Source organism: uncultured Mucilaginibacter sp. (genome assembly GCF_937859865.1).
In the GTDB taxonomy this organism is placed as follows: domain Bacteria; phylum Bacteroidota; class Bacteroidia; order Sphingobacteriales; family Sphingobacteriaceae; genus Mucilaginibacter_A.
The window spans coordinates 59,700-73,460 of the sequence record NZ_CALMAT010000009.1 but is presented as its reverse complement, the minus strand read 5'-3'; the positions used below and the strand labels follow the sequence as shown (position 1 = coordinate 73,460).

The 13,761-nt window shown below is 40.9% G+C and carries 10 protein-coding genes; 7 read left to right on the top strand and 3 right to left on the bottom strand.

All coding sequences use genetic code 11. The features are described from left to right. The first annotated feature begins 421 nt into the window (after positions 1–421). Both Q0192_RS01525 and Q0192_RS01520 read left to right on the top strand, forming a co-directional pair. The gene (locus Q0192_RS01525; protein WP_299285030.1) at positions 422–766 is read left to right on the top strand and encodes a type II toxin-antitoxin system RelE/ParE family toxin; all 345 of its coding nucleotides are present in this window, start codon (positions 422–424) and stop codon (positions 764–766) included. After that, the gene (locus Q0192_RS01520; protein WP_299285027.1) at positions 763–1,068 is read left to right on the top strand and encodes a helix-turn-helix transcriptional regulator; all 306 of its coding nucleotides are present in this window, start codon (positions 763–765) and stop codon (positions 1,066–1,068) included. Before Q0192_RS01525 ends, Q0192_RS01520 begins: the two co-directional genes overlap by 4 nt. Positions 1,069–1,317: 249 nt before the next feature. On the opposite strand, the gene Q0192_RS01515 is transcribed toward Q0192_RS01520, so the two are convergent. After that, positions 1,318–1,668: a helix-turn-helix domain-containing protein gene (locus Q0192_RS01515; RefSeq protein ID WP_299285024.1), complete on the bottom strand. Its 351-nt coding sequence runs from the start codon at positions 1,666–1,668 to the stop codon at positions 1,318–1,320. Between the two features lie 74 nt (positions 1,669–1,742). Here Q0192_RS01515 and Q0192_RS01510 point away from each other — a divergent pair, with 74 nt between their 5' ends. From Q0192_RS01510 to Q0192_RS01500, 3 genes are all read left to right on the top strand, one after another. Further along, positions 1,743–2,756, top strand: a complete 1,014-nt coding sequence (locus Q0192_RS01510) for a zinc-binding dehydrogenase (protein WP_299285021.1) — start codon at positions 1,743–1,745, stop codon at positions 2,754–2,756. Between the two features lie 18 nt (positions 2,757–2,774). Next, positions 2,775–3,497 carry an SDR family NAD(P)-dependent oxidoreductase gene (locus tag Q0192_RS01505; protein WP_299285018.1) on the top strand — a complete coding sequence of 241 codons (723 nt, stop codon included), beginning with the start codon at positions 2,775–2,777 and terminating at the stop codon, positions 3,495–3,497. A gap of 230 nt (positions 3,498–3,727) precedes the next feature. Then, entirely contained in the window at positions 3,728–4,729 is a 1,002-nt protein-coding gene (locus tag Q0192_RS01500) for an acyl-CoA thioester hydrolase/BAAT C-terminal domain-containing protein (RefSeq protein WP_299285015.1), read from the top strand. A gap of 331 nt (positions 4,730–5,060) precedes the next feature. On the opposite strand, the gene Q0192_RS01495 is transcribed toward Q0192_RS01500, so the two are convergent. Then, positions 5,061–7,253, bottom strand: coding sequence for a bifunctional alpha,alpha-trehalose-phosphate synthase (UDP-forming)/trehalose-phosphatase (locus Q0192_RS01495; RefSeq protein WP_299285014.1), 2,193 nt, complete (start codon positions 7,251–7,253; stop codon positions 5,061–5,063). Positions 7,254–7,471: 218 nt separating this feature from the next. Here Q0192_RS01495 and Q0192_RS01490 point away from each other — a divergent pair, with 218 nt between their 5' ends. After that, a complete protein-coding gene (locus tag Q0192_RS01490) occupies positions 7,472–8,596 on the top strand; it encodes a mechanosensitive ion channel domain-containing protein (RefSeq protein ID WP_299285011.1) in 1,125 nt (374 codons plus the stop codon). Positions 8,597–8,721: 125 nt separating this feature from the next. Here Q0192_RS01490 and Q0192_RS01485 read toward each other — a convergent pair whose 3' ends face one another. Continuing rightward, positions 8,722–11,346 carry a glucosidase gene (locus tag Q0192_RS01485; protein WP_299285009.1) on the bottom strand — a complete coding sequence of 875 codons (2,625 nt, stop codon included), beginning with the start codon at positions 11,344–11,346 and terminating at the stop codon, positions 8,722–8,724. Positions 11,347–11,649: 303 nt separating this feature from the next. Here Q0192_RS01485 and glgX point away from each other — a divergent pair, with 303 nt between their 5' ends. Next, positions 11,650–13,761 (top strand): glycogen debranching protein GlgX, encoded by a 2,112-nt coding sequence (glgX, locus tag Q0192_RS01480; RefSeq protein WP_299285006.1) that lies wholly within the window; start codon positions 11,650–11,652, stop codon positions 13,759–13,761.

Genomic DNA, 13,761 nt, shown 5'->3' with positions numbered 1-13,761 from the left:
CTTTGACGCTTTTCAGCCTTTCGAAGTCCATCTACCAGTGTCAGATATCGCATTACTTTTAGAAACTATTAGACAAGAGCAAGCGGAACTAATAAAAATGCAAACTGAACAAAAGAAAAAGAAATGGTGGAAATTAAATTGAGACTAAGAATGGCAGCTGGTAACATTGGTTTGGCAAAAAACTGGCTGACGAATTAAATATCAGCTTTTATTTTGCTATTTTGCTTCAGTTCTAGCGGACGGAACAAAAATTTAACCGGTAAAAGAAGCATCAACAATTGATTATAAATTTAACTTTGGTTTTGGCTGAAGGATTTCAAATTCCAGTTCTTCGCCAAGCCCTTTCCGTTGGCGGTAAGCCTCGCCCAAAATTAATCCTCGAAAATTTGCCTTTTGATAACTTTTGAGTTAACTTTGCAAAGTGGACACGCAAAGAAAAATCATTTTTTACGAACACTATTTCACGGACTTCTATTTAGAGCAGCCTGAAAAATTGCAAGAGAAAATCGAGTACATCTTTAAAATTTTAAGGACTGTTCAAAATGTTCCGAAAAAATTCCTCGAGCACTTGACAGGGACTGACGGACTTTATGAAATAAGAATTGAATTTGAAAGCAATATTTATAGAATATTCTGCTGTTTTGATAAAGGATATTTAGTGGTTCTGTTTAATGGCTTTCAAAAGAAATCTCAGAAAACACCCAAAAAAGAAATTGACTTAGCTGTGAAATTGAAAGACGAATACTTTAACTCAAAAAAGAAATGAACGAAGAAAACATCAAAAATGCTAAGAACTTTGACGAATTATTAGATATTAAATACGGAAAAACAGGCACTCAAAAACGAGACGAATTTGAAGAAAAAGCCCAGTATTTTGTCATAAGCGAAATGCTGAAAGAAGCCCGCAAAGAAGCCAACATGACACAAGAACAATTGGCTGAAAAAGTTGGAACAAAGAAAAGTTACATTTCAAGACTTGAAAATGGCAAATGTGATATTCAACTTTCAACTCTTTATAGAATTTTTGAGTTTGGACTTGGAAAACGAATTAACTTACTATTTGAATAAAAATACCTACCGCTAACATTGGTTTGGCAAAAAACTGGCTGACTAAAGTTATTCAACTTTTGTTTTGCTATTTTGCTTCAGTTTCGGCGGAAGGAACAAAATTTAACCGGTAAAAGAAGCATCAACTTTTAATTATAAATTTAGCTTTGGTTTTGGCGGACAAGGTTTCAAATATCAATCCATCGCCAAGCCCTTTCCGTTACCGGTTATTATAAAGCGACACCAAACAAACCCAGAACAGACCCCAAATTATACATTGTGCTTAAATGCCCATTGTTTCATTGACAATAAAACTGGTCTTAATTCCTCACCACATTCAGTAAGGCTATATTCAACATGAGGTGGAACGACAGGCTTGGCTTCACGAATAATCAGTTCATCTGCTTCTAACTCTTTTAAATTCTGAATCAACATTTTTTCAGTTATAGCAGGAATTGCTTTTCTAAGTTCGCCGTAGCGTTTAGTACCTGTAAGCAGACAATTAATAATAAGTGGTTTCCAGCGCCCACCGATTTTATGCAAGGTGAAAGTAACAGGGCATTTTGTAGCAATTACCCTCTTGTTGATTTGATTTGTAGAAGAAACTTTAATAGTTGTCATTATACCTACTTTAGGGTGCGTACTTGTAATAAAGTAAGTGCAAAGATACCTTTGTAGCCTAAATAAAAAAGGAAATGAAAAAAGTAATAAAGGCTATTTGCTTGACGGCCAACAAGGGTGTTAAAGTACAAGATGTTCCGAAACCTGAAAAGGCTGAACAGGGACATCTGATAATTAAAATGGAGGCTTGTGGAATCAATGCAGGCGACACTGCTTTTATTGGTGGTGCTTTTCCAAAAGGTTCTATCCCTATAAGCCAATATGATATAGGTGGTGTATCAGGTGTGGGAACTGTGATAGCAATTGGTGAGGGAGTTCCAGAAGAATACAAAGGGAAAAAAGTTACTGTTTACCGTTCTTTAAAATTTAGCGAAAACATTATTGGCACCTGGTGCGAATATGCACATTTGCATTATCTGCATTGTGCCATCCTTCCCGATATAAACATGGAGGATTATTCAGGTTCGTTGGTAAATATTATTACGCCTTATGCGTTCTTAAAACAAATTTTAGAAGAAGGACACAAAGGTATTATTTGCACAGCAGGAAATTCAGCAACTGGAATTGCAATGTTAGGCATTTGCATTGCAAACAACTTTCCGATAATTTCAATAGCAAGAACTGAAGACGCTAAAAAAGAATTGGAAGTACTGGGTGTAAAAAACATCGTTGTTCAAACCGATAGTGATTTTAAACAACAGTTAAAAGAATCAGCACAAAGATTATCAGCCACAGCAGTTTTTGATGGTGTAGGCGGTGAAATTTTAAATCAAATTATTGATGTGCTGCCTTTTAATTCTACGATTTATTCTTACGGCTATCTTGGAGGAAAAACCCCTTTAACATTTCATGCCAGCATATTAATGAAAGGCATTACTATTAAAGGCTTTGGTAATTTCAGAACTAAAACTGTACAAAATCAGCAGCATTTAGAAAAAGCATTAAAAGACATTGCTGAAATTATTGAGATGCCACATTTTAAAACCAAAGCAGGGAAAAAATTTAGCTTTGAAGACATTAACGATGCACTTGTTTTTTCTTCACCCATAGGTGAAAAAGCTGTACTGTATCCATGTACAATACAATAATAAAAACTAAAAATCAAAATGAAATTATCAAACAATAAAATTTTAATAACAGGTGGTGCAAGTGGCATTGGGTTTGGATTAACTGAAAGATTTATTCAGGAAAATAATACGGTTATCATTTGTGGAAGACGTGAATCTGCATTAAAAGAAGTTGCAGACAAGTTTCCTTCTATAATTACGAAAGTATGTGATTTATCCAGTGATGAAGACAGAACTAACCTTTATAATTGGATTGCTGAAAATTACAGCGACTTGAATGTACTTGTAAACAATGCAGGAATTCAAAATTGGATGAACATATCAGATACAGACTTTTACCAAAAGGCAAATAATGAAATTACAACCAATATTTTAGCACCAATTCATTTGACAACGCTTTTCACAAATTTAAAATCGTTGGACACAATCATTAATGTAACATCTGGCCTGGCATTTGTTCCGTTTTCAAAAGTTCCTGTTTATTGTGCAACAAAAGCATTTTTTCATTCGTTCACAATGTCTTTGAGGTATATGTTGAAAGATAAGAACATTGAAGTAATAGAAATCATACCACCAGCTTTGAGTACAGATTTAGGGGGAAAAGGTTTGCACGATGGCCATCCTTCTGTAAGTAGTTTTATAGAATCAGTATTTGAACAGATGAAAGAAGGCAAGCGTGAATTAACATTTAGATTAAGCGAAGCAATGGCTAATGCAAATCCACAAGCAATAAGTGCAATCTTTGACAAATTGAACGCATAAACAGCCTCACGAAAAAACAACGAACCGCTACCATTGGTTTGGCAAAAACTGGCTGACGGAATAAAACATCAAATTTATTTTGCTATTTTGCTTCGGTTTTAGCGGACGGATTAAATTTAGCTGGTAAAAGAAGCATCAACATTTGATTAAATATTAATTTAGCTTTGGTTTCGGCTGACGAGTTTTAATTTCCAGTTCTTCGCCAAGCCTTGAACGTTAGCTGTAATATTATGAGACCACTACTATTCATATTGACAATCCTTTTGACAACTCAAACTTTTGCACAAAAAAATAACGCAGAAGACTTTGGCTTTAGACACTTGCAAACAATTTATAAAGGCGACACGGTAGACATCTTAGTTAAATCTAAAAAAGGACAAGAAAAAGAGCGAAAGCCAATTTTTCTTTTTTGTCAAGGAAGTTTGCCACAGCCATTAATAAAAAAAGACGGAGATAAAACGTATAGGGTTTTTCCTTTTAAAACGGACAGTTTAGAAATTGATTACCACATTGTCATAATTAGTAAACCATTTATACCGGTTATTGTAGAAACAAATACATTAGGGCAAAATTTTGTTTATAAAGACTCAAAAACAGGAAAAACTCCTAAAAATTATTCAAATAGAAACTTGCTTGACTATTACGTACAACGAAATTTGAAAGTAATAGATTTTTTAGAAAAACTACCTTTTGTTGACGATTCTAAATTGGTTGTTGCAGGACATTCAGAAGGAAGCACAGTTGCATCAAAACTTGCAATGAAGACTAAAAAAATAACACATTTAATTTATTCAAGTGGAAGTCCATTAGGACGAATAATGGCTATGGTTGGGCAAGACAGAGCAACAGAAACGGACACAAATAGCACAAGATTTGCAGAAAGTGAATTTGATTATTGGGAACAGGTTGTAAGTAATAAAACCAATATGGACGCAACAAATGGTGACACTTATAAAGCAACTTATGACTTTTCAATTCCACCCATTAAATATTTAGAAAAATTGAAAATTCCGATTTTAATTTGTTATGGGACTAAAGATTGGAGTGCACCACAGAATGATTATTTACGCATTGAAATGTTAAGACAAAAAAAGAAAAACTTTACATTTAAAGCATACGTGGGACTTGAGCATAATTTTTTCCCATTAACACCAACAGGACAACCAAATTATGAAATATTCAATTGGAACAAAGTGGCAAACGAATGGTGGAGATGGACGAAACAGAAGTAAATACTTAGCTAACTTGGGGTTTGGCGTTATTGAAGCAGGACGTTGTAATCTTCATCAGCAGCAACATTGCAGCAGTTGTTCGGTCAGGACGTTTTTCAATTTAGCTTTTTGTCGTTATTTTCAACATTAGTTTTTCAATATGGCTTTAGTTCCGCGGACGTTTTTCAATATCCCAACAACGCCAAGCCTTTTCCATTGCTTAAAGTTTCTGCAACAATTATAACATTTTGATTGGAAAATATCTTCCAATACAAAATTTACAAACCAAAGAATCTGTAAAAAATGGTGGTAAAAGAAGTATTGGTTTTGATGCTTCTTTTACCACCCTTTTTTAATCATTCACTACAACAGCCTTTGCAAAGCCTTGTAATAAACCCCTCACCTCATTAACATCGTTCAAATAATACTTGGCCGCTGAGCTGCTGCTGCCCACTTTGATGGTTACCGAATTATCGGGCATGGCTTTAAAGGTATCTTCGTCGGTATGGTCATCGCCGATGGCCAAAGCAAAATCGTACTGGCTTTGGTGCAGCATTGCAGAAACGGCGCGGCCTTTGTTGACTTCGATGTTTTTAATTTCGATCACTTTATTGCCGGGCAAAATCTGCAAGCCCTGGTTGCTGGTGATGTAATGCAGGTTGTTGATCAGTTCGCCTGCCCGAAGTTCGCCCAAACCCGTGCCCACATTGCGGTAATGCCAAACCAGCGAGTAGGTTTTTTCCTCGATAAAAGAACCAGGCGTACGGTCGGAAAAGGTTTCCAGCACAGGATAAACCGTTTTTTTCCATTGGTCGTCCAGCGATGGCATGCTTTCCCAGGTCCCGTTTAATTTTTGCCAGGCGCCATGGTCTGCAATCAACGTAACCGGGATATGGCCAAACCAGTTTTCTAAAGTCTGGTAATCGCGGCCGCTTATCAAAACAACGGTGTTTGATGGATCAGCAGCTAAATCCTGCAAAATCCGGTACAATCCTTCGTCTGGCGAAGCTTTTTTCGGGTCTGCGTTAAAGCCAACCAGCGTGCCATCATAATCCAAAAAGAAAATACGGCGACAGGTTTTGGCATAAATTTTATAAATGGCTTTGACAGTAACCTCGCTGATGTAGCGCGTATGCAACGATTGCTGCAGCTCTTTTACTTCGCGCAAACGCTCCATAAAAATTTTAACCCAATGCGTTACGTTAAATTTCGAAACATTTTTACGAAGCTTCACCATCCGGCTTTGCTGTTTTTCGACCGGCATTTCCAACGCTTGTTTGATGGTTTCGGCCATCATCACCGTGTTGTTCGGGTTAACAATCATGGCATCAATCAATTCGCGCGACGAGCCGGCCATCTCGCTTAAAATTAAAACGCCGGTGTTGTCTGTCCGGCTGGCCACATATTCTTTGCTTACCAAATTCATGCCGTCGCGCATTGGCGTAACCAGCGCGACATCGGCGCAAGCGTACAAAGCCGACAACGTTTCGATCGGAAAAGAGCGGTAAAAATAGTGTACCGGGCTCCAGTTGATGGTGCGGAAAAGCGAGTTGATGTTGCCCACGCGCTTGTCAATCTCGTCGCGCAAATGTTTGTATTGCGGAACGGTATCGCGCGACGGGACAACGATCATGTACAAAACCACTTTGCCAATAAATTCGGGATATTTACGTAACAGTTCTTCAAAAGCTAGCAGCCGTTGCAAAATGCCTTTGCTATAATCCAAACGGTCAACCGATAAAACAATTCTGGCACCGTTCAGGCTGCTTTTCAACTGTTTTATTTCACTTTTTACTTGATCTGATGTGGCCAGCGAAGCATATTTTTGCTCGTCAATCCCCATTGGGAAAGCTTCGGCAACCACCAAACGGTCGGATAGCGAAATGATGTTGGCCGATAAATTAACGTTTAACAAACGGGCGCAGGAATGGGTGAAATGCTGCACATCATCAAACGTGTGGAAACCAACCAGATCCGCACCAAGCAAACCTTGCAGCAATTCATTTCGCCACGGGATCAGGTGGAAAAGCTCGAACGAAGGGAACGGGATATGCAGGAAAAAACCAATGGAAACATCAGGCAGTTTTTCGCGGACCAATGCCGGCACCAGCATCAGTTGGTAATCGTGTACCCAAATCGTATCGCCGGGTTTGGCCACACTTAAAACGGCATCGGCAAATTTTTGGTTTACCTGCTGGTAAAACTCCCAGTTGGATTGCCGGTAATTGCTGTACGTGGATGCGTAATAATGAAAGATCGGCCAAAGCACTTCATTGGAAAAACCTTCGTAATACTCGCTGATTTCCTGTTGGCTTAAAAAAACTGGCAGCAAACTCAGTTCGTGCAACTGGCCAATTATTTCCTGCTGTTTCTCGGGAACAATTTCTGTTCCCGGCCATCCGATCCAAACATTGTCGCCATTTTGGTAAACCGATCCAAGTCCGGTTGCCAGCCCGCCTTCGCTTGCCGAGGAATGGTAAACGCCTTCTTTTTCCTGTATTTTTACCGGCAGCCTGTTCGATACAATAATTGTTTTTCCTGTCATGTCTTGCTAAATCTTCTCTCCTCTATAAAGCCTTTTAAAAAGTAATAAGTTTTTAAAATGATGCTTTTTTTATCGGCATAAAAGAAGCATCGAACGAATTGCCACCCAAACCCAAACAACTATTCCTTATTTTGTGGAATTTTTAAAACGATAGCGCGGCATACTGTTTTTACCGACTAAAAATTGGTGCCTGCTATTTTAATGATTTGCTTTTTGCCATGCACAAGATCCCTTTTAACGTTGACGGACATTTACAAAGCCTTTCCGACCTTTTTCCGCCTTATTTGTGGAACCTGATCATTGTTGTTACCGCAATCTTGATTGGGCTATTGCTAAAGTTTGTCCTGATCCGGCTGATGCTTTTTTATCAGAAACGATCAGCGTATTCTACCTTAAAATCCATCGTTACACATTTGGGCAAACCTTTTACCTGGTTTATCCCGCTGCTGGTGCTTAACCTGTTGATGCCTTTTTTTGTGCTGGAACCCAAAGTTTTAAGCGTGGTTTACAAAGTGTTTCAAATTGCCGTTACCATTGCTTTTGCCGTGGTGCTAACGCGAACGATTTCTGTTTTTGAAGATTACATATACCATGTTTTCGACGTTAAAAAAACCGATAATTTAAAAGAACGCAAGATCAAAACGCAACTGCAATTTGTGCGGAAGTTTGCGGTTACGGCTATCGTTTTTTTAACCTTGTCGGCCATTTTACTCAGCTTTGAAAGCATGCGCGAGATAGGCAAATACTTGATCACCAGCGTTGGCGTCGGCGGGATTATTATTGGTATTGCTGCGCAAAGATCTTTAAGCAATTTATTTGCCGGTTTGCAGATTGCCTTTACGCAGCCAATTCGCATGGACGATGTGTTGATTGTGGAAAACGAATGGGGCCGGGTAGAAGAAATTACGCTGACGTATGTGGTGGTGTGCATTTGGGACCAACGCCGGCTAATCTTGCCCATCAATTATTTTATCGAGAAACCGTTTCAAAACTGGACGAGGATTTCTGCCGATATCCTCGGTACTGTTTTTATCTATGCAGATTATACTTTGCCAGTAGCACCGATACGGGCAGAATTAACGCGTTTGCTGGAAAGCAGCCCGTTGTGGGACAAACGCGTTAACGTGCTGCAAGTTACCGATGTAAAAGAACACACGCTGGAATTAAGGGCTTTGATGAGTGCCGGCAATTCGAGCAACGCATTTGATTTGCGCTGTTTTGTGCGAGAAAACTTGGTTACGTTTATCCAAAAAAACTATCCGGAATGTTTGCCAAAAACACGTACCACATTATCGGCATCGCCAGAAAACAAAAGTATGCTTTCGGCCGCGCCGGAAAAGTAGATGCTTCTTTTATGGCATAAAATTTAGTATTGAAGGAAGGACGCCCCTAACTCTTTAAAAAAGGGGAAGCAAAGTTCGTTACCTTTCACCTCTCAACCTCTTACCTTTCACCTCTCAACCTCCTTCTACCCCAAATCCGAAATCAAATTGGCCACCAACGAACTCCAGCCCGTTTGATGGCTTGCACCAACGCCACGGCTGTTATCACCATGAAAATATTCGTAAAAAAGTACTAAATCGGCGTTTTCGGGTTTTTGGTAGAAGCCATTGTCCTCTCCGTTGATCGGGCGTTTTCCGGTTTTGTCTTTGGCAAACATGTTGATCAACCGGCGCGAAAGTTCATCCGCAGCTTCTTTTAAATTGATATGCTTGCCGGAACCTTTCGGAAACTCCATAGTAAATTCATCACCATAAAACTCGTGGTATTTGCGCAAAGCGCGGATCAGCATGTAATTAATCGGCAGCCAAATCGGGCCGCGCCAATTGGAGTTTCCACCAAACATATCCGATGTTGATTCTGCCGGATCATATTGAATGGTATAAGTATTGCCTTCAATATCAACCGAATACGGATTATCTTTATAAGCTTTTGATAAAGCGCGAACGCCGCCTTCGGCCAAAAACTCGTTTTCGTCAAAAACACGGTCCAGCAAATGCGTCAGCTTGGTTTTGTCCACAATCGAAAGCAGTACTTTTCCGGTTTTGCTGTTATCGGTAATGGGCAAAAACTGGCGGTTTTTTTCGCGGAACTGGTTGAGCCAAGTGGCGCGTTTGCGGAAATCGCGCAGCTTTTCCAAATTATGGTAACTAAAAATAGAAACCGCAAAAAGCGAAGTTAAACCCACAATCGAACGCACTTTGAGGTGGTACGCATGGTTGCTTTGCAGGCGCAGCGTATCGTAAAAAAACTTGTCTTCTTCGCTCCATAAACCCATGCCGTTCAAAGCATCGGCAATCAGCACAAAATGTTCGTAAAATTTGACGGCCGAATCTTCAAAAGAGTCATCGTGCATGGCAATTTCCAACGCAATGTCCATCATATTGAGTGCGTACATGCCCATCCAACTGGTGCCGTCTACCTGCTCCAGTTCCAGGTTGCCGTTCAGTTTGCTGTTGCGGTCGAACACGCCGATGTTATCCAAACCCAAAAAACCGCCGGCAAAAATATTTTTGCCTTCCACGTCCACACGATTTGTCCACCAGGTAAAATTGATGATGAGTTTCTGGAAAATACGTTTTAAAAACTTGACGTCGCCTACCCCTTTTTTCTCTTTTTCGATGCGGTAAACTTCTAAAGCTGCCCAGGCATGAACGGGCGGGTTTACATCGCTGAAATCCCATTCGTAGGCCGGGATTTGCCCTTCCGGGTTCATGTACCATTCGCGCATGATCAGGATCAACTGGTTCTTGGCAAAATTTGGGTCAATCATTGCCATGGCCGCACAATGAAAAGCGAGGTCCCAGGCCGCGTACCAGGGATATTCCCATTTGTCGGGCATAGAAATTACGTCCTGGTTTTTGAGGTATTTCCAACTGCTGTTCCGTCCGTTCAACCGGTTTTCTACAACCGGCGAAATGCCGTCGCTCGTGGTCAGCCAGCGTTGCGTATCGTAATGGTAATATTGCCTGCTCCAAAGCAAACCGGCAAAAGCCTGCCGCTGGATGTTTAATAAATCCGGATTGGTAGCATTAGGATATAAGTTTTTGTAGAAAATATCCGCCTCTAATTTTCGGGTGGTAAAAAGAGCATTGAACTTTTCGTCTAATGGATTTTTAACCCGGCCTTTTGATAAACGAAGTTTGATGGTTTTAGATGATTTTGCCTTCACCATAAACTGATAGACCGGCGAAAACTTGGTGCCCGATTTCAGTTCCTGCAAAGCTTCCAAATCCGTACCGTTAATGACGGCTTCGTGGAAAGCGTCTTTTACAAAAGGCACATCGTTGGGCGTGCCGAACAAGCGTTCTTTATTGGTTTCGTTTTCGGTAAACAACTGGTAATCCGGCTCGTCGTAATACAAATGATAAGTGCCCAAAGGCACATGCGTTGCCTTTACCGATCCGTCTTCCTGCGCCTCGATAATGGGTTTGGCTTTTGTTTGATCGTATTGCCAGCGGTTGTAAAACCATAAAGTTGGCAGCACAGTTATCGGCGCATCTTCATCGCTGCGGTTGGTTATTTCGATGCGGATATGGATATCTTCCGAACTTTTTTTGGCGTATTCTACCACCACATCAAAATACCGGTCTTCATCAAAAATACCGGTATCCAGCAGTTCGTATTCCTGTTCTTGTTTAGAACGCTCGGCATTCCTGCGGTTCATTTCGTAATATGGAAAAGCCTGCTGCGGGTATTTGTACAAATATTTCATGTAATAATGCGTGGGCACATTATCCAGATAGTAGTACAGTTCCTTTACGTCCTCGCCGTGGTTGCCCTGGTAGTTGGTTAAACCATAAAGGCGTTCTTTTAAAATCTTATCTTTTCCGTTCCATAAAGCTATGGAAAAGCATAGTTGCTGGTAATAATCAGAAATTCCGGCCAAACCGTCCTCGCCCCAGCGGTAAACGCGGCTGCGGGCATGGTCATGCGGGAAATAGTTCCAGGCATCGCCGTTCTGGCTGTAATCTTCCCGAACGGTGCCCCATTGCCGTTCGCTCAAATAAGGGCCCCATCTTTCTAAAGGGACTTCTTTGGCTTCGTTTTCGAGTATGCGCAGTTGTTCTGCATCGGTATTGTCATCAAACATATTAGAATTTTATCCTGTGCTGATTTTAGGTTGATAAAAACAGCATTTAAGCATCAGTAAGTTTTGTTGTGGTTATGGTTCGGCATGTCTATCAAACCCTAATAAATAATAGCAGTACGGCTTCAAAGTTAAACTAATCCAACCGAATCAAATACACAAAAATCAATTGTCCGATATACTGTTTTTATGCTGGTAAAAACAGTATTGGCCGGTATATACGAACCCGGGCGAAATTAGTTTTAAAGCAAAATTATTGGTTATTAAAACATTAAAAAGGCTGATTTCTTTACTATCCATATGATTATGAACAATTATCCTGGAAACCCATACCCTTTAGGAGCAACATTGGACAACAAAGGTGTTAATTTTGCGCTCTTTGCTCCCGGCGCTACCGCAATACAATTGTGTTTGTTTGATGATGACGGCCACGAAACAAAAATAGATGTAAAAGAGTGCACGCATTACATCTGGCATATTTACCTCCCCAAACTAAAAGCCGGGCAGCTTTACGGTTACCGTGTTGACGGCCCATATGATCCGCTGAACGGTTTACGCTACAACGCATGCAAGGTTTTGATTGACCCTTATGCCAAATCCATCGCCGGGCCAGTAAAATGGCACGAATCGCTTTTTGGTTATGATATTAACGACCCGAATAAAGACCTAAGTTTCAGCGATGTTGACAACGCAGAATATATTCCGAAAAGTGTTATCATTGACGAAAGATACGATTGGGAAGGCGACAAACTGCCCGATATTCCTTACCATAAAACCATTATTTACGAAACCCATGTTAAAGGCTTTACCAACCTCAATCCCGAAATCCCGGAGGAAATCAGAGGCACTTATGCAGCCATGGCGCATCCGGCAACCATCAAATATTTAAAAGAACTGGGGATTACGGCCGTAGAACTGATGCCTGTTCATCATTTTATCATTGATGAACATTTGGTAAAACACAACCTGTCCAACTATTGGGGTTACAATACCATCGGTTTTTTTGCGCCAGATGTGCGCTACTCCAGCAGCGGCACGCAAGGCCAGCAGGTTACCGAATTTAAAAACATGGTAAAAGAACTGCACAAAGCAGGGCTTGAAGTGATTATTGACGTGGTTTACAACCATACCGCCGAAGGGAACGAACTCGGCCCAACGCTTTCTTTTAAAGGTATAGACAATACGGCTTATTACCGGTTGATGGAAGAAAACAAACGCTATTACAAAGACTACACCGGCACCGGCAACACGCTCAACGCCAATTTGCCCAACGTGCTTCGTTTAATTATGGATAGTTTGCGTTACTGGATCACCGAAATGCACGTGGATGGTTTCCGGTTTGATTTGGCTGCCACGTTGGCGCGCGAACTGCACGAGGTAAACAAATTAAGTTCCTTTTTTGAGATCATTTATCAGGATCCGATCATCTCTCAAGCCAAACTTATTGCAGAGCCCTGGGATATTGGCGAAGGCGGTTACCAGGTAGGAAACTTTCCATCCGAATGGGCCGAGTGGAACGGCAAGTACCGCGATTGCATGCGCGATTACTGGCGTGGCGCCGATAGTATGCTGGGCGAGTTTGCAGAACGTTTGAGCGGCAGCCCGGATTTGTACATGGATGATTCCCGTAACCCAACGGCCAGCATCAACTTTATTACCGCACATGATGGTTTTACGTTGCACGACCTGGTTTCGTACAATGAAAAACACAACGAAGCAAACGGCGAAAACAACAACGACGGCGAAAGCCATAACCGCTCCTGGAACTGCGGCACAGAAGGCCTGACTGACGACCCGGAAATTATCAAACTTCGGAACCAGCAAAAACGTAATTTGCTCACCACCTTATTTTTATCACAAGGTGTGCCGATGTTGGTTGCCGGCGATGAGTTTGGGCGAACGCAAGGCGGAAACAATAATGCTTACTGCCAGGACAACGAAGTTTCGTGGCTCGACTGGGAAAATGCAGATCAAAGTTTACTGGAGTTTACCCAAAAACTGATCGAGCTGCGCAAAAACCATCCTGTTTTTTGCCGCCGAAATTGGTTTCAGGGTGTTGCTATCCGTTCCAAGGTAAACGATATTGCCTGGTTTTTGCCCGAAGGAATAGAAATGTCGGAGGAAAATTGGTCGCATGATTTTGCCAAATCCTTGGGCGTATTTTTAAACGGCCGCGAATTGCATTATGTAGATGAACAGGGCAATAAAATTTTGGACGACAGTTTTTACGTGATCTTTAACGCCTACCATGGCCCTTTGGATTACGTGCTGCCACCTGAAAAATTTGCAAAAAACTGGCTCAAAGTATTAGATACATCGGAAGATTGCATATCCGAAAACGGCGTTTGTTTTAAGGCAGAAGAAACGATCAATGTAGCCGGACGATCGGTAGTTGTTTTAAAAAACCAAAGAAAATAA